This is a genomic window from Streptomyces sp. NPDC046727, assembly GCF_040645635.1.
In the GTDB taxonomy this organism is placed as follows: domain Bacteria; phylum Actinomycetota; class Actinomycetes; order Streptomycetales; family Streptomycetaceae; genus Streptomyces.
Genome location: NZ_JBEYYR010000042.1, coordinates 1 through 20,751 on the forward strand (window position 1 = coordinate 1; position 20,751 = coordinate 20,751).

The window sequence follows — 20,751 nt, forward strand, 5'->3', positions numbered from 1 at the left end:
CATACCGAACCCGGAAGCTAAGCCTCACAGCGCCGATGGTACTGCAGGGGGGACCCTGTGGGAGAGTAGGACGCCGCCGAACAAATATTGAGAAAGGTCGGATCCTGAACTTCGGTTCGGGGTCCGACCTTTTTCCGTTGTGCGTAACGTGTCGTTCACGTTGCGAGCACAGCATCCAGACATGGGAACTGCAGCAATGCTCAGGGCCGCCGGCGTAGGAGTCGGTGACGAGGTCGTCGTGCCGGCCTTCGGGAACGTCGAGGTCGCCGAGGCCGTGACCCTGGCCGGTGCCCTCCCCGTGTTCGCCGACATAGACCCGGTGACCTACTGCCTCGAACCGGACGCGGTGGAGGCGGCCGTAACCTCCCGCACGGCCGCGGTCGTTGTCGTACACCGCTTCGGACGCCGCGCCGCCATCGGGCGACTGCACGCGCTCGGCCAGCGGCACGGGCTGCTGGTGCTGGAGCAGGGCGAGTCCGAGGCGCCGTACGACGAGATAGCCCAGCGCAGGGAGCGGGCCGCCTATCTCGATGCCAAGCTGAAGGGCGTACGCACGCCGGACGGCGGTGACGGGCACACCTACCAGCAGTACGTCGTACGGGTGCCGGGGAACGGCCGGCCGGACCGGGACGCCTTCGCACGTGCCCTGCGGGCCAAGGGAGTTGAGTGCCGGGTGCCGGTGAAGACGCCCGTGCACCGGTTGCCGGAGTTCCGCCGGTGCGTGTCGTTGCCGGCGACCGAACTGGCCGCCGACGAGACGCTCGCGCTGCCCGTGGACGCCGCGCTCACCAAACGGGAGATGCAGCGGATAGTGTCCGCCACCAACGCCCTTGGTGGCCTGCTGCAGCCCGCCTTCTGAGCGGACACCGAACGAATTTGGGAACTGGGGCCCGCTCGGGGTACAGTTTCTTTGTCGCCGGGAGGGAAACCTCGAAGACGACAGGCCCCTATAGCTCAGTCGGCAGAGCGTCTCCATGGTAAGGAGAAGGTCAACGGTTCGATTCCGTTTGGGGGCTCCAGCAAAAGGCCCCACCCTTTCGGGTGGGGCCTTTTCGTGTTTCCTCAGGCCTCCTGGTGGATTCCCGGGACGCGCATCGCCAGAATCGCCATGTCGTCCGACGGGGCGTCGGACGCGAAGCGTTCCACCGCGCGCATGATGCGTGCGGCGACCGCACCCGCCGTCAGACCCGTGCACGTCGTGAGGACGTCGGCGAGGCCGTCGTCGCCCAGCATGCGCGTGCCCTCCCGGCGTTCGGTGACGCCGTCCGTGACGCAGAGCAGCACATCGCCCGGGTCAAGGGTGACCGTCTCCTCGTACAGCTCAAGGTCCTCGATGACGCCCAGCAGCGGCTGCGGCTCGGCCGCGGTCACCACCGTGCCGTCCTGGCGCAGACGCAGCGGGAGCGGATGGCCGGCGCAGACCACCTTCAGCTCGGCGCTGCCGTCCTCCTGCGTGCGCAGCTCGCCGTAGAGGAGGGTCAGGAAGCGGCTGCGGTCCCCCTCGTCGAGGATGGCGGAATTCAGGCGCTCCAGGACCGCGGGACCGGACAGGCCCTCCCTGGCCAGCAGGCGCAGGGCATGCCGGGCCAGGCCGGTGACCGCCGCCGCGTTGGGGCCCGTACCGCAGACGTCGCCGATGGCGAAGCCGTAGGCGCCGTTGCCGATGGGGAAGACGTCGTAGAAGTCGCCGCCGACCTCGTTGCCCTCGCCGGCCGCGCGGTAGATGACCTCTACCTCGACGCCGTCGATCTGCGGCAGGCCCGGTGGGAGCAGGCTGCGCTGGAGGGACTGGCTGATGGCCGTGCGCTCCGAGTACAGGCGGGCGTTGTCCAGGGCGAGGGCGGCCCGGCGGCTCAGGTCCTCGGCGAGTTCCAGGATCTCCTGGCGGAAGTGCTCGTCGGTGGGTTTGCCGAGGGTCAGCATGCCGATGACGCGGTTACGGGCGACGAGCGGCAGGACGACCGTCTCGCCGCCGACCGCGGAGGCCGTCGCGAGCGTCGGGCCGATGCCGGACGCGACCTGGTGCGTGGGGCCGCCGGTCAGGCCAAGGCTGCGCATGGAGGTGCGCAGGGCCGCCTGGTGGGCGACCTCGCCCGGGGTCGTCCAGACCCGGGCGCCGGGCGTCGGTACCGGATCCGGCGGCGGGATCTTCGACAGCAACGACTTGATGCCGTCGATGAGTTCCTCGTCCTCGTGCAGGACGTACGACAGGTACGGGTCGGAGGCCTGGTCGGCGATGGTGTACACCGCGCACCAGGTGGCCAGGGTCGGGACCGTCATCTGGGCCATCAGGGCCAGCGTCTGGTCCCGGTCCAGGGTGCCGGCCAGCAGGTCGGAGGCCTCGACCAGGAAGCTCAGCGAGCCACGGCGCAGCCGCTCCAGCTCGCCGAGGCGCGCCGACTCGACGGCGAGGGCGATGCGGTCGGCGGCGAACTGCAGGCGCAGCGCCTCCTCGTTGGTGTACCGGCCGGCCGCCTCGGCCGCGACGCCGAGGGAGCCGGTGAGGCGGCCCTCGACCTTCAGCGGGACGGTCACGACCGAGCGCATGCCGGTGCCGGAGAGCAGCGGTACGGCCCCGGGGACGGCGGCGAGGTCGTCGTGGACGGCGGGCATGCGCGCGGAGCCGTACCGGCCGGGGCCCGCCTCGACGGGGACGCGTGCGAAGCGCTGGCGGGCGGAGGGCAGGCCGGTAGAGGCGCGGACCTCCAGTTCCGTCTCGTCGTCGGTGGCGAGCAGCAGGAACGCGGAGTCCCCGTCGAGCATGTCACGGGCGCGTTCGACGGTGCGCTGGAGCAGCCCGTCGAGGTCGTCCGGGGCGGGGGAGCCGATGAAGACCTCGAAGGGGTCGGTGGCCTGCCCGTCGGAGGAGGGGGGCTGGTCGCCGGCCGGGACGCGGGACGGCGTCTGGAGGACGGCGCGCTCGTGGTCGCGGACCAGGAGGCAGACGGTGGAGGGCTCGCCGCCGGTGTCGCGGACCCTGAGGTGGGAGGCGTACACGTGGGCCACGCGGCCGTCGGCGCCCCGGATGCCGTAGGTGCCCTCCCAGCGGGAGAGCTGGAGGGCCTCGGCGATGCCGGTGCCGGTGCCGGGGGTGTGCGGCCAGGCCGCCAGCTCGGTGAGGGGTTTGCCGATGACCTCGGTCGCCGGGTAGCCGAACAGTTCCTCGGCGTCCTCGTTCCAGGCGCTGATGGTGCCCTTCCGGTCGACCTGGAGGACGGCGACGCGGACCCGGCCGTCGGCCAGCGGGAGGAGGTCGGCGGGCAGAGCCGGGCCGGCCGTGCGCGTGCCGACCGGGCGTTCGGGCAGGTTGAGCTGGAACCAGACGTTCTTGTGGGTGGGGGTGTAGTCCACGCCCCAGCGGGTGGCCAGGGCCGCGCAGAGCTGGAGGCCGCGGCCGCCCTCGCGGTCGGGGCTGCCCATGGTGGCGGCGGAGCTCTGGAGGGGGACCTCGCGCTCCGGGTAGCGGTCGGAGACCTCGATGCGCACGCCGTCCTCGGTGCGCAGGCACAGCACGTCCGCGTGGGTGCCCGCGTGGACGACCGCGTTGGTCACCAGTTCACTGGTGAGGACGACCGCGTCGTCGACGATGTCGGCGAACCCCCAGCCCTGGAGGGTGTCGCGGACGAAGGACCGGGCGGTCGCGACCGATCGTCCGACGGGCTCGAAACGGGCAGCCGCGCGCGCGGTGATCACAGAACTCCTCGGCCGGTCGTCGGCATGCAGGGCTGGCTGGCCGGCGGGCTCGCGCCGCTGCTGCGGCATCAGCTCACCCGTCGGCTGTGGCTCCGGGGGCTGCCCCCCGGGGATCAGTCCGGTGGTCATGTGTCCGGCCGCCCCTCCGATGCCCGCTCGTACTCGTGCCACCGCCCAGGCCGGTCTGGACCGGTGCGGCTGGACAGCCGCATGCAAGGTTACTTACCTTCGCCGTCCGAGCGGATGCCGGTCGTAGGTGTTTACGCCCCCAGGGTGTGCGGACGATGTGCGAAGCTGCCGAACTGTTATGGCCTGGTTCGGCCGGGGTGAAACACTGGGCAAGCTTCTGACGAAGGTCGGGTCGCGCTGCGTGTGTTCCGTGTACGGCGGGCAGCAGCCCCTGGTGTGGCCGGATCTCGTCTGGCAGAAATACGCAGCAGTAACCGGCACGTGGAAGCAACCGGTATGCCGATGAGCGGCAGGCCGGGGCCGAAGCGGCCGAGCACAGCAGTGACGGTCTACCCCTCCGGGAGGGACACAGTGGAGTCTGGCGCGGCGACGCGAGGCACGAAGACGCGCGCGAAAGGCGGACCGTCCCTGGGCAGGAACGGTGGGACCACCGAGGTGGACACCGCTGCCCTGAACCGACTGCTGGCGGCGCTCGTGTCGATGCGCGACGGGAACTTCCGCAAGCGGCTCACGGTGTCCGGCGACGGCGTGATGTCCGAGATCGCGGCCGTCTTCAACGAGGTGGCCGACCGGAATCTGCATCTGACCGGTGAGCTGTCGCGCGTGCGGCGCATGGTGGGGCGTGAGGGAAAACTCACGGAACGGCTGGAGACGGGGGCCTGTGAGGGCTCCTGGGCTACGGCCATCGACAACTCCAATGCGCTGGTGGACGACCTCGTCTGGCCTGTTTCCGAGGTCAGCCGGGTGCTCACGGCGGTCGCCGAGGGTGATCTGTCGCCGCGGATGGAGCTGCGGACGCAGGCGCCGGACGGCGGTACGGGGCATCCGCTGCGGGGTGAGTTCCTGAAGGTCGGCCGTACCGTCAACAACCTGGTCGACCAGCTGTCGACGTTCACGGACGAGGTCACGCGCGTGGCCAGCGAGGTCGGCACCGAGGGCAAGCTCGGCGGCCAGGCCCGGGTGCGCGGAATGTCGGGTTCGTGGAAGGACCTGACCGAGTCCGTCAACACGATGGCCTACCGGCTGACCGCGCAGGTGCGGGACATCGCGCTGGTGACCACGGCGGTCGCCAAGGGTGACCTGTCACGCAAGGTGACCGTGCATGTCGCCGGTGAGATGCTGGAGCTGAAGAACACCGTCAACACGATGGTGGATCAGCTGTCGTCCTTCTCCTCCGAGGTCACGCGGGTGGCCCGGGAGGTGGGCACCGAGGGCATCCTGGGCGGCCAGGCGCAGGTGCCCGGCGTTGCCGGTGTGTGGAAGGAACTGACCGACTCCGTCAACACCATGGCGGGCAACCTGACCGCGCAGGTGCGGGGGATCTCGCAGGTCACGACCGCTGTCGCCAACGGTGATCTCTCGCAGAAGGTGACGGTTCCGGCGCGCGGCGAGGTGGCGCAGCTCGCCGAGACGATCAACCAGATGACCGAGACGCTGCGGATCTTCGCGGACGAGGTCACGCGGGTGGCGAACGAGGTCGGTGCGGAGGGGCGGCTCGGCGGGCAGGCGAACGTGCCGGGCGCGGCGGGTACGTGGAAGGACCTCACGGACTCCGTCAACACGGTCTTCCGGAACCTGACCACGCAGGTGCGGGACATCGCCGCGGTGACGACGGCGGTGGCCAGCGGTGACCTGTCGCAGAAGGTCACGGTGGATGTGGCCGGCGAGATGCTGGAGCTGAAGAACACCGTCAACGGCATGGTGGACCAGCTCTCGGCGTTCGGAGCCGAGGTGACACGGGTCGCGCGGGAGATCGGTGTCGAGGGCGAGCTGGGCGGACAGGCGCAGGTGTCCGGGGCGGCCGGTACATGGAAGGACTTGACGGACTCCGTCAACACTGCGTTCCGCAACCTCACCGGGCAGGTGCGCAATATCGCCCAGGTGACGACGGCGGTGGCGAACGGTGACCTGTCGCAGAAGGTCACCGTGGACGTGTCCGGTGAGATGCTCCAGCTGAAGAACACCGTGAACACGATGGTGGACCAGCTGTCGAGCTTCGCCGACCAGGTCACGCGGATGGCCCGGGACGTGGGTACGGAGGGCCGCCTCGGCGGTCAGGCCCGGGTGGACGGCGTCTCCGGCACGTGGAAGGAGTTGACGGACTCCGTCAACTTCATGGCCGGCAACCTGACCTCCCAGGTGCGGCAGATCGCCCAGGTGACGACGGCCGTGGCGCGCGGTGACCTGTCGCAGAAGATCGACGTTGACGCGCGCGGCGAGATTCTTGAGCTGAAGAACACGATCAACACGATGGTTGATCAGCTGTCCGCCTTCGCCGACCAGGTGACCCGGGTCGCGCGTGACGTGGGTACGGAGGGCCGCCTCGGCGGTCAGGCGCAGGTGCCCGGTGTCGCCGGTGTGTGGCGGGATCTGACCGACTCCGTGAACGGCATGGCCGGCAACCTCACGGCCCAGGTGCGCAACATCGCGCAGGTCGCCACCGCCGTGGCGCGCGGTGACCTCTCCCAGAAGATCACCGTGGACGCGCGCGGGGAGATCCTGGAGCTGAAGAACACCCTGAACACGATGGTGGATCAGCTGTCGTCGTTCGCCCAGGAGGTCACGCGAGTGGCCCGTGAGGTGGGCACGGAGGGCATCCTCGGCGGTCAGGCCGAGGTGCAGGGTGTCTCCGGCACCTGGAAGGACCTCACGCAGTCCGTGAACTTCATGGCGAACAACCTGACGATCCAGGTGCGCAACATCGCCGAGGTCACGACGGCGGTCGCCAAGGGCGACCTGTCGAAGAAGATCACGGTTGACGCGAAGGGCGAGATCCTTGAGCTGGTCACGACGGTCAACACCATGGTTGACCAGCTCTCAAGCTTCGCCGAGCAGGTGACCCGGGTGGCCCGCGAGGTGGGCACCGAGGGCATCCTGGGCGGCCAGGCGCACGTGCCGGGCGTGACCGGCATCTGGAAGGACCTGAGCAACAACGTCAACCTGATGGCCAACAACCTGACCATGCAGGTGCGGAACATCTCGCAGGTGTCGGCGGCCGTGGCCAACGGTGACCTGACGCGGCAGGTGACGATCGAGGCGCGCGGTGAGGTCGCGCAGCTCGCCGACACCATCAACACCATGGTGAAGACGCTGAGTTCGTTCGCCGACCAGGTCACCAAGGTGGCCCGTGAGGTGGGCACGGACGGCATCCTCGGTGGTCAGGCGCACGTACCGGGTGTGGCCGGCACCTGGAAGGACCTCACCGAGTCGGTGAACGGCATGGCGTCCAACCTGACCGGTCAGGTGCGCAACATCGCCATGGTCACCACGGCCATCGCCAAGGGTGACCTGACGAAGAAGATCGACATTGACGCTCGCGGTGAGATTCTTGAGCTGAAGACGACGATCAACACGATGGTTGATCAGCTGTCCAGCTTCGCCGAGGAGGTCACGCGTGTGGCCCGCGAGGTGGGTACGGAAGGGCAGCTGGGCGGTCAGGCACGCGTGCGTGACGTCGACGGCACCTGGCGCGACCTGACGGAGTCCGTGAACGAGATGGCCGGGAACCTGACCCGGCAGGTGCGTGCCATCGCGCGCGTGGCGACCGCGGTGACCCGTGGCGACCTGAACCTGAAGATCGACGTGGACGCGTCCGGCGAGATCCAGGAACTGCAGGACTACATCAACAAGATGATCGCCAACCTGCGTGACACCACGATCGCCAACAAGGAGCAGGACTGGCTCAAGGGCAACCTCGCCCGTATCTCCGCCCTCATGCAGGGCCGCCGGGACCTGGAGGACGTGGCCTCGCTGATCATGAGCGAGCTGACGCCGGTGGTGTCCGCGCAGCACGGCGCGTTCTTCCTGGCGATGCCGCTCATGGACGGCAAGGGCGTCGGCAACGGCGAGGACGGCTACGAGCTGCGCATGCTGGGCTCGTACGGCTACTCGATGGGCTCCATGCCGACGTCGTTCCGGCCCGGTGAGGCGCTGATCGGCACGGCCGCCGAGGAGAAGCGCACGATCCTGGTGGACAACGCGCCCAGCGGCTACCTGAAGATCTCCTCCGGGCTCGGCGAGGCCCCGCCCGCGCAGGTGATCGTGCTGCCGGTGCTGTTCGAGGGCAAGGTGCTCGGCGTGATCGAGCTGGCGTCCTTCACGCCGTTCACGCAGATCCAGAGGGACTTCCTGAACCAGATCGCCGAGATGATCGCGACCAGCGTCAACACCATCTCGGTCAACACCAAGACCGAGCAGCTGCTCAAGCAGTCGCAGGAGCTGACCGAACAGCTGCGGGAGCGGTCGGCCGAGCTGGAGAACCGGCAGAAGGCGCTGCAGGCCTCCAACGCCGAACTGGAGGAGAAGGCCGAGCTGCTGGCCCGGCAGAACCGGGACATCGAGGTGAAGAACACCGAGATCGAGGAGGCCCGGCAGGTCCTGGAGGAGCGCGCCGAGCAGCTCGCGGTGTCGATGCGCTACAAGAGCGAGTTCCTCGCCAACATGTCGCACGAGCTGCGCACGCCGCTCAACTCCCTGCTGATCCTGGCCAAGCTGCTCGCCGACAACGCCGAGGGGAACCTCTCGCCGAAGCAGGTGGAGTTCGCCGAGACCATCCACGGTGCCGGCTCCGACCTGCTCCAGCTGATCAACGACATCCTCGACCTGTCGAAGGTCGAGGCGGGCAAGATGGACGTCTCCCCGACGCGTATCGCGCTCGTCCAGCTCGTGGACTACGTGGAGGCCACCTTCCGGCCGCTGACCGCGGAGAAGGGCCTGGATCTGTCGGTACGGGTCTCCCCGGAGCTGCCGGCGACCCTGCACACCGACGAGCAGCGGCTGCTGCAGGTGCTGCGCAACCTGTTGTCCAACGCGGTGAAGTTCACGGACTCCGGTTCGGTGGAACTGGTGATCCGGCCGGCCGGCTCAGGGGTGCCGCAGTCCATCCGGGAGCAGCTGCTGGAGGCCGGTTCGCTGACCGACCCGGACGGCGAGCTGATCGCGTTCTCGGTGACCGACACCGGCATCGGCATCGCGGCCAGCAAGATGCGGGTCATCTTCGAGGCGTTCAAGCAGGCGGACGGCACCACCAGCCGCAAGTACGGCGGCACCGGCCTGGGCCTGTCGATCTCGCGGGAGATCGCGCAGCTGCTCGGCGGCGAGATCCACGCGCAGAGCGAGCCGGGCCGCGGCTCGACGTTCACGCTGTACCTGCCGCTGTACCCGAGCGAACTGCCGCCGCAGGGCTACACGCAGTCCGTGCCCGCCCTGGAGGCCGGTGATCTGGTCGCCGCCGCCGAGGCGCACCTGTCCTCGGAGCTGTCCGCGGTGGAGATCGAGACCCCGGCCGAGGTGAAGTCGTACCAGGAGACGCAGAACGGACCGGCCGCGCTCTTCCGGCGCCGGCGGCGGAGTCTGCCCGAGGACACACAGCGGGCCGAGCAGTGGACCCCCGTCTCCGAGCAGGAGCGCGCGCCGCAGCAGGGCCGCGCGGTGCGGTTCGGCGGCGAGAAGGTGCTGATCGTCGACGACGACATCCGCAACGTGTTCGCGCTCACCAGCGTCCTGGAGCAGCACGGCCTGTCGGTGCTGTACGCCGAGAACGGCCGCGAGGGCATCGAGGTGCTGGAGCAGCACGACGACGTGGCGGTCGTCCTGATGGACATCATGATGCCCGAGATGGACGGCTATGCGACGACTACGGCGATCCGCAGGATGCCGCAGTTCGCGGGGCTGCCGATCATCGCGCTGACGGCGAAGGCGATGAAGGGCGACCGGGAGAAGGCGATCGAGTCGGGCGCCTCCGACTATGTCACCAAACCGGTCGACCCTGATCACCTGCTGGCCGTGATGCGCCAGTGGATGGGTGTGGAGTGATCGCGGCGGGCGCGGCGAACGGTCCGACCGGGCCGTACGTGAACGCCGGGGGAACCTTCGGCGGGTTCCGGGAGTTGTTCCATGACGAAGTCCGGCACCATGTGGGAATCCCGGATTCCGGGAACCTTCCGGGGTCCTGCCGCGTTTCCGTTACGTGCACAGTGACATCGCGGTGACAGGGTGTGGCGACAGGCGGGGTGCGGCTACGATGACCGGCACAAGGACGGGCGGCGAAAGGGAGTCGTCCCCTGGGGCGGCGCCCGGTGTACCGCCGGGGCGAGGAGGGCGGGCCATGGTGCAGAAGGCCAAGATCCTCCTGGTCGATGACCGGCCGGAGAATCTGCTGGCGCTGGAGGCCATCCTCTCTGCGCTCGATCAGACGCTGGTGCGGGCATCGAGCGGGGAGGAAGCGCTCAAAGCACTGCTCACGGACGATTTCGCGGTCATTCTGCTGGACGTCCAGATGCCGGGCATGGACGGGTTCGAGACCGCCGCGCACATCAAGCGGCGCGAGCGGACCCGGGACATCCCGATCATCTTCCTCACGGCGATCAACCACGGCCCGCACCACACCTTCCGGGGCTACGCGGCGGGCGCGGTGGACTACATCTCCAAGCCGTTCGACCCGTGGGTGCTGCGCGCGAAGGTCTCGGTCTTCGTCGAGCTGTACATGAAGAACTGCCAGCTGCGTGAGCAGGCGGCGCTGCTGCGGCTCCAGTTGGAGGGCGGCGGCAAGGGAGCCGTCGGCGGCAAGGAGCCGGCCGGACTGCTCGCCGAGCTGTCCGCGCGGCTCGCGGCCGTCGAGGAGCAGGCCGAGGCGCTGTCCAAGCAGCTGGACGACGACTCCGCGGACGCGGCGGCGGTGGCCACGGCGGCCCATCTGGAGCGCAAACTCACCGGGTTGCGCCGTGCCCTCGACGCCCTGGAGCCGGGCACGGGCGGCAGCGGTGCCTCGGTGCCCTCGCAGAACTGACGTACACCCGGACCGCAGTTGCGGATGAGTGTGCGTCAGTTCCGGTCCTCGGCAGGTACGACACGAACGGGTGAAGCTGTGGTCACACGTGTCCGCTGTCGTCTCCCCCGGTAACCTCACACCCATGGCCTCACGTCCCTCCGCAGCCAAGAAGCAGCCCGCGAAGAAGGCGGCCGCTCCCGCGAAGGCTCCGGCGAAGAAGGCCGCAGCGAAGAAGGCCCCGGCCAAGAAGGCGCCCGCCAAGAAGGCCGCGGCCAAGAAGCCCGCGCCGCCGAAGCCGGCACCCAACCCCACCGGGGGCGTGTACCGGCTCGTGCGCGCCCTCTGGCTCGGCCTCGCGCACGCCGTCGGAGCCGTCTTCCGCGGCATAGGGCAGGGCGCGAAGAACCTCGACCCGGCCCACCGCAAGGACGGCATCGCGCTGCTGCTGTTCGGCATCGCGCTGATCGTCGCCGCAGGCACCTGGGCGGACCTGCGCGGGCCCGTCGGCGACCTGGTGGAGATCCTGGTCACCGGCGCCTTCGGCCGGCTCGACCTGCTGGTGCCGATACTGCTCGCGGTGATCGCCGTACGGTTCATCCGGCACCCGGAGAAGCCGGAGGCCAACGGGCGGATCGTGATCGGCCTGTCCGCGCTCGTCATCGGCGTGCTCGGCCAGGTCCACATCGCCTGCGGCTCGCCCGCGCGCAGCGCCGGCATGCAGGGCATAAGGGACGCCGGCGGTCTCATCGGCTGGGCGGCGGCCACCCCGCTGACGTACTCCATGACCGAGGTGCTCGCCGTACCCCTGCTGGTACTGCTGACGATCTTCGGGCTGCTCGTGGTGACCGCCACCCCGGTCAACGCCATCCCGCAGCGGCTGCGGACGCTCGGCGTCCGCCTGGGTGTGCTGCACGACCACGAGGCGGAGCGGTTCGACGGGGACGACGGGCACTACGACGAGCCGTGGCGCGAGGCGACGCCCGCGCGCCCGCGCAGGCGCTCCGGCGCCCCGCAGGCGTACGACCCCGACGGGGCCGAGGAGGAGGCCCTCTCGCAGCGCCGCGGGCGGCCCAGGCGCTCCGCGGTGCCCCAGCCGGACCTGCAGCGGCAGCTGGACGCCGTGGACGTCGCGGCGGCTGCCGCGGCCGCGCTCGACGGCGCCGTGATGCACGGCATGCCGCCGTCCCCGCTCGTCGCCGACCTCACCCAGGGGGTGAGCGTGGGCGAGCGCGAGGACACCACCCCGGTGCCCGCTCCCGCTCCCGAGCCCGCACCGGCACCGGCGCCGGTCCCGGCCGCGCGGCCGAAGCAGGAGAAGCTCAAGGCCGACGCCGTACCCGACCTGACCAAGAAGGCCCCCGACGAACCCCGCGACCTGCCCGCGCGCGCGGAGCAGCTCCAGCTGTCCGGCGACATCACCTACGCGCTGCCCTCCCTCGACCTGCTCCAGCGGGGCGGCCCCGGCAAGGCGCGCAGCGCCGCCAACGACGCGGTCGTCGCCTCGCTCACCCAGGTCTTCACCGAGTTCAAGGTCGACGCGGCCGTCACGGGCTTCACCCGAGGCCCGACGGTCACCCGCTACGAGGTCGAGCTGGGCCCCGCCGTGAAGGTCGAGCGGATCACCGCGCTGACCAAGAACATCGCGTACGCGGTGGCCAGCCCGGACGTGCGGATCATCAGCCCCATCCCCGGCAAGTCCGCGGTGGGCATCGAGATCCCGAACACGGACCGGGAGATGGTCAACCTCGGCGACGTGCTGCGCCTCGCGGAGTCCGCGGAGGACGACGACCCGATGCTGGTCGCCTTCGGCAAGGACGTCGAGGGCGGGTACGTCATGCACTCGCTGGCGAAGATGCCGCACATGCTGGTCGCCGGCGCCACCGGCTCCGGCAAGTCGTCCTGCATCAACTGTCTGATCACCTCGGTCATGATGCGGGCGACCCCGGAGGACGTCCGGATGATCCTGGTCGACCCCAAGCGCGTCGAGCTGACCGCCTACGAGGGCATCCCGCACCTGATCACGCCAATCATCACCAACCCCAAGCGGGCCGCCGAGGCGCTCCAGTGGGTGGTCCGCGAGATGGACCTCAGGTATGACGACCTGGCCGCCTATGGGTACCGGCACATCGACGACTTCAACCGCGCGGTGCGCGAGGGCAAGGTCAAGCCGCCCGAGGGCAGTGAGCGGGAGCTGCAGCCGTACCCGTACCTGCTGGTGATCGTGGACGAGCTGGCCGACCTGATGATGGTCGCCCCGCGGGACGTCGAGGACGCGATCGTGCGCATCACGCAGCTCGCGCGCGCGGCCGGCATCCATCTGGTGCTCGCCACCCAGCGCCCGTCGGTCGACGTGGTCACCGGCCTGATCAAGGCCAATGTGCCCTCCCGGCTGGCCTTCGCCACCTCCTCGCTGGCCGACTCCCGGGTCATCCTCGACCAGCCCGGCGCCGAGAAGCTGATCGGCAAGGGCGACGGCCTGTTCCTGCCGATGGGCGCGAACAAGCCGACCCGTATGCAGGGCGCGTTCGTGACCGAGGAGGAGGTCGCGGTCGTCGTCCAGCACTGCAAGGACCAGATGGCGCCGGTCTTCCGGGACGACGTCACCGTGGGCACCAAACAGAAGAAGGAGATCGACGAGGACATCGGTGACGACCTCGACCTGCTGTGCCAGGCGGCCGAGCTGGTCGTCTCCACCCAGTTCGGGTCGACGTCCATGCTGCAGCGCAAGCTGCGCGTCGGCTTCGCCAAGGCCGGACGGCTCATGGACCTCATGGAGTCCCGCAACATCGTGGGACCGAGCGAGGGTTCCAAGGCACGTGACGTTCTTGTGAAGCCTGACGAGCTGGACGGTGTGCTGGCGCTGATTCGCGGGGAGTCCGAGGGGTAAGCGCGAAGGGCCGTTCGGTGGAAGCCGGTTACGCCGGGTGGCGGGACACGCCGTGATCCAGCCGTTAGAGATCGCGGGCAACCGTTTCCCTGTGTCGTACGTCAAGTTGAGCGAGAGGGCAGACGGGTCCCCCATTCGGGTGTGTCCGCCTGTCCCGTCCTCGGGATGTCCGGCCATTCCGATGGCGTACAAACTCCTACCGCCCGGTTGCCCCACCCTTTCGTACCCCCCCTAGACTGAGCTTCCAGCACAGGTGGCTACACGCTCGAAAGGCGCCCCCGTGTCCATCGGCAACTCCCCTGAAGACGAGCGTCCGTTCCGAGACGAGTCCCAGGAAGCCCGACCCTCCGTGGGCCGCGCGCTGCAGCAGGCGCGGATCGCGGCCGGGCTCACCGTGGACGATGTCAGCACTGCCACTCGTGTCCGCATCGCCATCGTGCACGCCATCGAGGCGGACGATTTCGCCCCCTGCGGCGGCGCCGTGTACGCCCGGGGGCACATCCGCACGCTGGCCAGGGCCGTGCGTGTCGACCCCGAGCCGCTGATCGCTCAGTTCGACGCCGAGCACGGCGGCCGTCCCGCGCCCACCCCCGCCGCACCCCTGTTCGAGGCGGAACGGATCCGGCCCGAGCGGCGCGGCCCGAACTGGACCGCGGCGATGGTCGCCGCGATCGTCGTCGTGATCGGGTTCGTCGGGTTCACCGCGGTCAAGGGCGGAGACGACTCCGGCGACTCGAAGTCGCAGGTCGCCGAGGGCGCCGCGCCCACCACCGGCAAGTCCGCCTCGCCCACGCCGAAGAAGGAGAAGCCCGCCGAGCCGAGCGACGGGCCCTCCGACAGCGCCATCGCCGCCGCGCCCCAGGACAAGGTCACCGTCCAGGTCAGCGCCGCCGACGGACGCAGCTGGATCTCCGCCAAGGACCACAACGGCCGGATGCTCTTCGACGGGCTGCTGAAGAAGGGCCAGTCCAAGACCTTCCAGGACAGCTCCAAGGTCAATCTGATCCTCGGCGACGCGGGCGCGATCGAGCTGTACGTCAACGGCAAGAAGATCGAGAACAACTTCCGGCCCGGCGCGGTCGAGCGTCTCACCTACACGAAGGGCGACCCCGTGGCCGGCTGACCGGCCATGCACGGCAGATGTGACGGGGTTGGCCAAGATCGGCCAACCCCGTCGACGTGGGCTGTCAGTGAGACAAAGTAGTCTTGAGCCCATGCCTGAACGCCGTACCGTCGCACTTGTCACTCTCGGCTGCGCCCGTAACGAGGTGGACTCGGAGGAGCTCGCAGGCCGCTTGGAGGCGGACGGCTGGCAGCTCGTCGAGGACGCCGCGGACGCGGACGTCGCCGTCGTCAACACCTGTGGCTTCGTGGAAGCCGCCAAGAAGGACTCCGTCGACGCCCTCCTGGAGGCGAACGACCTCAAGGACCACGGGAGAACCCAGGCCGTCGTGGCGGTGGGCTGCATGGCCGAGCGGTACGGCAAGGAGCTGGCCGAGGCGCTGCCCGAGGCCGACGGCGTGCTCGGCTTCGACGACTACGCGGACATCTCCGACCGTCTGCAGACCATCCTGTCCGGTGGCATCCACGCCTCCCACACCCCGCGCGACCGGCGCAAGCTGCTGCCGATCAGCCCGGCCGAGCGACAGGACTCCGCCGCCGCGGTGGCACTCCCCGGGCACGGCCCGGCCGACCTCCCGCAGGGCGTCGCGCCCGCCTCCGGCCCCCGCGCGCCCCTGCGCCGCCGCCTCGACGGCGCCCCGGTCGCCTCCGTCAAGCTCGCCTCCGGCTGCGACCGGCGCTGCTCCTTCTGCGCCATCCCGTCCTTCCGTGGCTCCTTCATCTCCCGCCGCCCCAGCGACGTCCTCAACGAGACCCGCTGGCTGGCCGAGCAGGGCGTGAAGGAGATCATGCTGGTCTCCGAGAACAACACCTCCTACGGCAAGGACCTGGGCGACATCCGCCTGCTGGAGTCCCTGCTGCCGGAGCTGGCCGAGGTCGACGGCATCGAGCGGGTGCGGGTGAGCTACCTGCAGCCGGCCGAGATGCGCCCCGGACTCATCGACGTCCTGACCTCGACCCCCAAGGTCGCCCCGTACTTCGACCTGTCCTTCCAGCACTCCGCGCCCGACGTGCTGCGGTCCATGCGCCGCTTCGGTGACACCGACCGGTTCCTGGAGCTGCTCGACACCATCAGGAACAAGGCCCCCGAGGCCGGCGTCCGCTCCAACTTCATCGTCGGCTTCCCCGGCGAGACCGAGTCCGACCTGGCCGAGCTGGAGCGCTTCCTGAACGGCGCCCGGCTGGACGCCATCGGCGTCTTCGGCTACTCGGACGAGGAGGGCACGGAAGCGGCGACGTACGACAACAAGCTCGACGAGGACGTCGTCGCCGAGCGCCTGGCCCACATCTCCCGGCTCGCCGAGGAACTCGTCTCGCAGCGCGCCGAGGAGCGCGTCGGCGAGACCGTGCGGGTCCTGGTGGAGTCCGTGGACGAGGAGGAGGGCGTCCACGGCCGTGGCGCGCACCAGGCGCCCGAGACCGACGGCCAGGTCCTGCTCACGAGCGGCGAGGGCCTGAGGGTCGGACGTATGGTCGAGGCGAAGGTGGTCGGTACGGAAGGTGTCGACCTGGTGGCCGAGCCGCTGGCCGGCTCGCTCGCGTGTAGTGAGGAGGCGGGCAGATGACCGGAGTCCCGGCATCCGCCGCGGGCGGTTCCTCCGGCGCGCACCGCGCCCGGGGTTCCGCCGCCGCTGCCGACGGCGCCCGGTCCGAGGTCTCCGGTTCTGCATCGGGTCCGGCCGGTCCGGCCGACGGCCCGGACGGCGGTGGGCGGTCCCCGCGCGGCGGGAAGATCGCGGCCGCGGCCGTCAACCAGGCCAGCGTCTGGAACGTCGCCAATCTGCTGACCATGCTCCGGCTGCTCCTGGTGCCCGGCTTCGTGGCACTGATGCTGGCGGGCGGCGGCTACGACCCGGCCTGGCGCTCCCTGGCCTGGGCCGCCTTCGCCATCGCCATGATCACCGACCTGTTCGACGGGCATCTGGCGCGCACCTACAACCTGGTCACCGACTTCGGGAAGATCGCCGACCCCATCGCCGACAAGGCGATCATGGGGGCGGCGCTCATCTGTCTCTCCGGCCTCGGTGATCTGCCGTGGTGGGTGACGGCCGTGATCCTCGGCCGGGAACTCGGCATCACCCTGCTGCGTTTTCTGGTCATTCGCTACGGCGTGATCCCCGCCAGCCGGGGGGGCAAGCTGAAGACGCTCACCCAGGGCGTGGCCGTCGGGATGTACGTCCTGGCGCTGACGGGGTGGCTGGCCACCCTGAGGTTCTGGGTGATGGCCGTGGCGGTCGTCCTCACGGTCGTGACGGGCCTCGACTACGTGAGACAAGCCATTGTGCTGCGCCGACGGGGAATCGCCGAGCGCGCCGCGGCGTTGGAGGAGACGGAAGCGTGAGTTCCCAGGCCACCGAGCTGGTGCGACTACTGACCGTGAGGGGCGAGACCCTCGCCGTCGCCGAGTCGCTGACCGGTGGCCTGGTAGCGGCGGAGATCACCGGGGTGCCCGGGGCGTCCCGGGTGTTCCGGGGCTCGGTCACCGCCTACGCCACCGCGCTGAAGCACGAGCTGCTGGGTGTCGACGCCACCCTGCTGGCCCAGCGAGGAGCGGTGGACCCGCAGGTCGCGGCCCAGATGGCGGCCGGAGTCCGCAAGGCTCTGGGGGCCGACTGGGGCATCGCGACCACCGGGGTCGCCGGCCCCGAGCCGCAGGACGGACAGCCCGTCGGGACGGTCTTCGTGGCCGTCGACGGGCCCCTCACCGCCCGGACCGGTTCCGCCGGTGGCGGAAAAGTCGAGGCTCTGCGGTTGAACGGCAGCCGTGCGGAAATTCGTATGGAGAGTGTACGGAGCGTACTCGCAGTGCTCCTGGAGCAGCTTGCGGGCGAACAAACTGGGAATGAGCGGGCACAGGATACGGAACGGAACGGGGGGTTTTGATGTTTGCAGCCCTGAGTGAACACGACATCGCTCCCCGCACGGCCGCGGCGCAAGGCGGTACGGTGGGGCGAGAAGGATGCGGCTACGCGGTCCGAGGAGGGAGCCACCGATGATTCTGCTCCGTCGCCTGCTGGGTGACGTGCTGCGTCGGCAGCGCCAACGCCAGGGCCGTACTCTGCGCGAAGTCTCCTCGTCCGCCCGAGTCTCACTCGGCTATCTCTCCGAGGTGGAGCGGGGGCAGAAGGAGGCTTCCTCCGAGCTGCTCGCCGCCATCTGCGACGCGCTGGACGTACGGATGTCGGAACTCATGCGAGAAGTGAGCGACGAGCTGGCGCTGGCCGAACTGGCCCAGTCCGCCGCGGCCACCGAGCCTGTGCCCACGCCGGTCCGACCGATGCTGGGTTCCGTGTCGGTGACCGGTGTGCCACCGGAACGGGTGACCATCAAGGCGCCTGCGGAGGCGGTGGACGTGGTCGCCGCCTGAGGTCCGCGCGCGGCCTGACGATCCGATACACGGTGAAGCCCCGGCCGGCTTCTCCAGGGAGACCTGGGGGAGGCGGGCCGGGGCTTCTTCCTTGCCGGCGACGCCGCCCACCCGTCCTGCGCCCGTTTGCCGGTGTTGTGGGGTGCGGTCATGGTGGGAGGGATGTGACGGCGCCGAAGCACCGGAGGAAGCGGATGTACGTCGTGAAGAGCCCGTTGGCTGAGGCGGACCTGAAGGCCGTGTCCGAGGCGCTGCAGGGCGCCCTGGTCGACCTGGTGGACCTCTCCCTGATCGCCAAGCAGATCCACTGGAACATCGTCGGCCCCCGCTTCCGCTCCATCCACCTCCAGCTCGACGAGGTCGTCGACTCCGCCCGCACCCACTCGGACACCGTGGCCGAGCGGGCCTCGGCGCTGGGCGTACCGCCCGACGGGCGCGCCGCCACGGTCGCCGCCGGCAGCGGCATCAAGGCCGTTCCGGCGGGGTGGATCAAGGACGCGGATGCCGTCGGGGCGATGGCGGACGCGCTGGGCGCGGTGATCACCCGGATGCGTGAGCGGGTGCAGGCGACCGCGGAGCCGGACCCGGTGTCCCAGGACATCATCATCGGGATCACCGCGGATCTGGAGAAGCATCACTGGATGTTCCAGGCCGAGAACGCGTAGCGAGTGCGGCCGGCGACCGCTGAATCCGGTGACGAGTGGCCCGGCGTTGCATCGGTGAGCCCGTGGTGCGCCTCCCGCGCGGGGCGCGCGACGGTCTAGCGTCCGGCTGGAGGTGATGGCGGGCATGGTGGGGCGGATAGTGCGCCGGGGGGTGGCTCTCGGGCTCGGGGCGGTGTGGTGGTGGGCTGTGCTGCGGCTCGCCGCGGGGCAGGGCTCGGGTGTGCTGGAGGGCGCCGTCGCGGCCGGCGGCTGGGGGCTGAGCCTGCTGCCCGTGCACTGTGTACCCAAGGGGCACGCCACCGGGGCCCTGTCGGCGGGGCGCTGGGTGGCCGCGTGGCGCGCCGGGGACGTCACCAGGGCATCGCGACACCCCCGTTCGGGCGAAGTATCTGGCCCGTCGTGAACCCCGAGGCGTCCGACGCCAGATACAGCACCGCGTGCGCGACGTCGTCCGGTTCGCCGACCCGGCCCAGCGGGGTCATGCGGGTCATCACGGCCTCGGTGTGCGCCTGTGCCTCGCGGTCGTGGCGGGCGGTCATGGGGGTGCGGATCCAGCCCGGCGCGATGGCGTTGACCCGGATGCCGTGCGGGCCGACCTCGGTGGCCAGCGTCTTGGTCAGCTGCACCACGGCAGCCTTGGCCGCGCCGTAGCAGAGCAGCCCGGCGCCGCCGGTGTCGACCGCGCCGGAGGCCATGGTGACGATGCTGCCGCGGGTCTCCCGGGCCAGCATCAGCCGGGCCGCCTCCTGGCAGGCGTACAGCACGCCCTTGAAGTTGACGTTCAGCACCCGGTCGAGATCCGCGTCCGAGGTCTCCAGGACCGGGCTGCTGTGCATGATCCCGGCGATCGCCGCCAGTACGTCCAGCCGCTCGCAGGACCGGACTGCCTCGCCGAGCCGGGCCCGGTCGGCGACGTCGAGGACGTGGACGCGGGCCGTGCCGCCGCGCTCCTTGATCAGCGTTGCGGTGCCGTCCAGGCCGTCCGCGTCCCGGTCGGCGCAGTGCACCGTCGCGCCCGCCTCGGCGAGCAGCACGGCGGAGGCCCGGCCGATGCCGCCGGCCGCTCCGGTGACGAAGGCGGTGCGTCCGCTGAGGTCGTACGCGGTGAGGGCCATGCTGGGACGGTACGAGCGGATCTGACGGTCCGTCAATTGGTCGGCGTGGGCCGATGGCTCGGCGCCTGCCCGGGGCGTCGGCGGTCAGCCCGTGCGGCGGGGGTATTTCTCCCGCCAGCGTTGCGCTGTGCCCGGGGCGGGAGCGGGGCCCGTCTGACAGGCGGGGCACCAGTAGGTGGGGCGCTCCTGGGAACCGTCGCCCTGGTCGGCCACCCGGACCGGGGTCCGGCAGCGCAGACACGGGCGGGCCGCGCGGCCGTAGACGAACAGGTCGTGCCGGTGCAGGCCGGTGGTCTGCCGGACCGGGCGGTCGCGGTTCGCCTCCAGGAGACGCTTGGCCAGGCCGGGCAGCTGCTCGGCGCGGTCCGCGGGGAGCGCGCCGGCCGGCAGCCAGGGGGTCACGCCGAGCAGGAAGCACAGCTCGCTCTTGTAGACGTTGCCGATGCCGGCCAGATTGCGCTGGTCCAGCAGGGCCTCGCCGAGCTGACGGGCCGGGTCCGCGAGCACGTTGGCCAAAGCCTGCTCGGGATCCCAGTCCGGCCCGAGCAGATCGGGGCCGAGGTGGCCGACGACCCGCTCCTCCTCGGTCGTGCGCAACAGCTCCAGGACCTGCAGGCGGTAGCCGACGGCCGTGCGGTCGACGGTGCCGAGGATCGCCCGGATCTGGTGGGCCGGTCCGCCCCGCCAGCGCTCACCCGTGCCGTACACCTTCCACGCGCCCTCCATACGCAGATGCGTGTGCAGGGTCAGGCCGCCCTCGAACCGGGTGAGCAGGTGCTTGCCGCGGGGGATGGTGCTGAGCACCCTGCGGCCGGTCAGATCGACCGTCGCGTACTTCGGCACCCGGAAGTCGCTGCGGGTCAGCGCCTTGCCCGCGAGAGCCTCATGCAGCCGCCGCGCGGCCTGCCAGACGGTGTCACCTTCGGGCATGGGTCAAGGGTGCC

The 20,751-nt window shown here is 70.3% G+C and carries 14 protein-coding genes, 1 tRNA gene and 1 rRNA gene; 13 read left to right on the forward strand and 3 right to left on the reverse strand.

What is annotated here, in order from left to right:
• The 3 genes from rrf to ABZ937_RS35660 form a co-directional block, all read left to right on the forward strand.
• Positions 1–82, forward strand: a 5S ribosomal RNA gene (gene rrf / locus ABZ937_RS35650); the annotation flags it as partial.
• 114 nt (positions 83–196) lie between these two features.
• Complete coding sequence (locus tag ABZ937_RS35655; RefSeq protein ID WP_361698332.1) at positions 197–859, forward strand: DegT/DnrJ/EryC1/StrS family aminotransferase; 663 nt, start codon at positions 197–199, stop codon at positions 857–859.
• Positions 860–943: 84 nt separating this feature from the next.
• Positions 944–1,019: transfer RNA gene (locus ABZ937_RS35660), tRNA-Thr, on the forward strand.
• Between the two features lie 43 nt (positions 1,020–1,062).
• On the opposite strand, the gene ABZ937_RS35665 is transcribed toward ABZ937_RS35660, so the two are convergent.
• The gene (locus tag ABZ937_RS35665) at positions 1,063–3,822 is read right to left on the reverse strand and encodes a SpoIIE family protein phosphatase (protein WP_361698210.1); all 2,760 of its coding nucleotides are present in this window, start codon (positions 3,820–3,822) and stop codon (positions 1,063–1,065) included.
• A 411-nt stretch (positions 3,823–4,233) separates the two neighbouring features.
• Here ABZ937_RS35665 and ABZ937_RS35670 point away from each other — a divergent pair, with 411 nt between their 5' ends.
• From ABZ937_RS35670 to ABZ937_RS35715, 10 genes are all read left to right on the forward strand, one after another.
• A complete protein-coding gene (locus ABZ937_RS35670; protein WP_361698212.1) occupies positions 4,234–9,696 on the forward strand; it encodes a HAMP domain-containing protein in 5,463 nt (1,820 codons plus the stop codon).
• 292 nt (positions 9,697–9,988) lie between these two features.
• Entirely contained in the window at positions 9,989–10,669 is a 681-nt protein-coding gene (locus ABZ937_RS35675) for a response regulator (protein WP_361698214.1), read from the forward strand.
• A 124-nt stretch (positions 10,670–10,793) separates the two neighbouring features.
• Positions 10,794–13,538: a DNA translocase FtsK gene (locus tag ABZ937_RS35680; protein ID WP_361698216.1), complete on the forward strand. Its 2,745-nt coding sequence runs from the start codon at positions 10,794–10,796 to the stop codon at positions 13,536–13,538.
• Between the two features lie 280 nt (positions 13,539–13,818).
• Complete coding sequence (locus tag ABZ937_RS35685; RefSeq protein ID WP_361698218.1) at positions 13,819–14,661, forward strand: RodZ domain-containing protein; 843 nt, start codon at positions 13,819–13,821, stop codon at positions 14,659–14,661.
• A 91-nt stretch (positions 14,662–14,752) separates the two neighbouring features.
• Positions 14,753–16,225: a 30S ribosomal protein S12 methylthiotransferase RimO gene (gene rimO, locus ABZ937_RS35690; protein WP_361698220.1), complete on the forward strand. Its 1,473-nt coding sequence runs from the start codon at positions 14,753–14,755 to the stop codon at positions 16,223–16,225.
• Positions 16,222–17,001 (forward strand): CDP-diacylglycerol--glycerol-3-phosphate 3-phosphatidyltransferase, encoded by a 780-nt coding sequence (pgsA, locus tag ABZ937_RS35695; protein WP_361698222.1) that lies wholly within the window; start codon positions 16,222–16,224, stop codon positions 16,999–17,001. Before rimO ends, pgsA begins: the two co-directional genes overlap by 4 nt.
• Positions 16,998–17,543 (forward strand): CinA family protein, encoded by a 546-nt coding sequence (locus ABZ937_RS35700; protein ID WP_361698224.1) that lies wholly within the window; start codon positions 16,998–17,000, stop codon positions 17,541–17,543. The genes pgsA and ABZ937_RS35700 overlap by 4 nt, the downstream gene beginning before the upstream one ends.
• A gap of 109 nt (positions 17,544–17,652) precedes the next feature.
• On the forward strand, positions 17,653–18,027 hold the full coding sequence (locus ABZ937_RS35705) for a helix-turn-helix transcriptional regulator (RefSeq protein WP_053666341.1): 375 nt from the start codon (positions 17,653–17,655) through the stop codon (positions 18,025–18,027).
• A 194-nt stretch (positions 18,028–18,221) separates the two neighbouring features.
• Positions 18,222–18,692 carry a DNA starvation/stationary phase protection protein gene (locus ABZ937_RS35710; protein WP_361698226.1) on the forward strand — a complete coding sequence of 157 codons (471 nt, stop codon included), beginning with the start codon at positions 18,222–18,224 and terminating at the stop codon, positions 18,690–18,692.
• Between the two features lie 124 nt (positions 18,693–18,816).
• The gene (locus ABZ937_RS35715; protein WP_361698228.1) at positions 18,817–19,095 is read left to right on the forward strand and encodes a hypothetical protein; all 279 of its coding nucleotides are present in this window, start codon (positions 18,817–18,819) and stop codon (positions 19,093–19,095) included.
• Here the strand turns inward: ABZ937_RS35715 and ABZ937_RS35720 are convergent.
• Positions 19,043–19,807, reverse strand: a complete 765-nt coding sequence (locus ABZ937_RS35720; RefSeq protein ID WP_361698230.1) for an SDR family NAD(P)-dependent oxidoreductase — start codon at positions 19,805–19,807, stop codon at positions 19,043–19,045. The two genes, ABZ937_RS35715 and ABZ937_RS35720, sit on opposite strands and share 53 nt — an antisense overlap.
• 84 nt (positions 19,808–19,891) lie before the next feature.
• Positions 19,892–20,737, reverse strand: a complete 846-nt coding sequence (locus tag ABZ937_RS35725) for a DNA-formamidopyrimidine glycosylase family protein (RefSeq protein WP_361698232.1) — start codon at positions 20,735–20,737, stop codon at positions 19,892–19,894.
• Positions 20,738–20,751 lie beyond the last annotated feature (14 nt).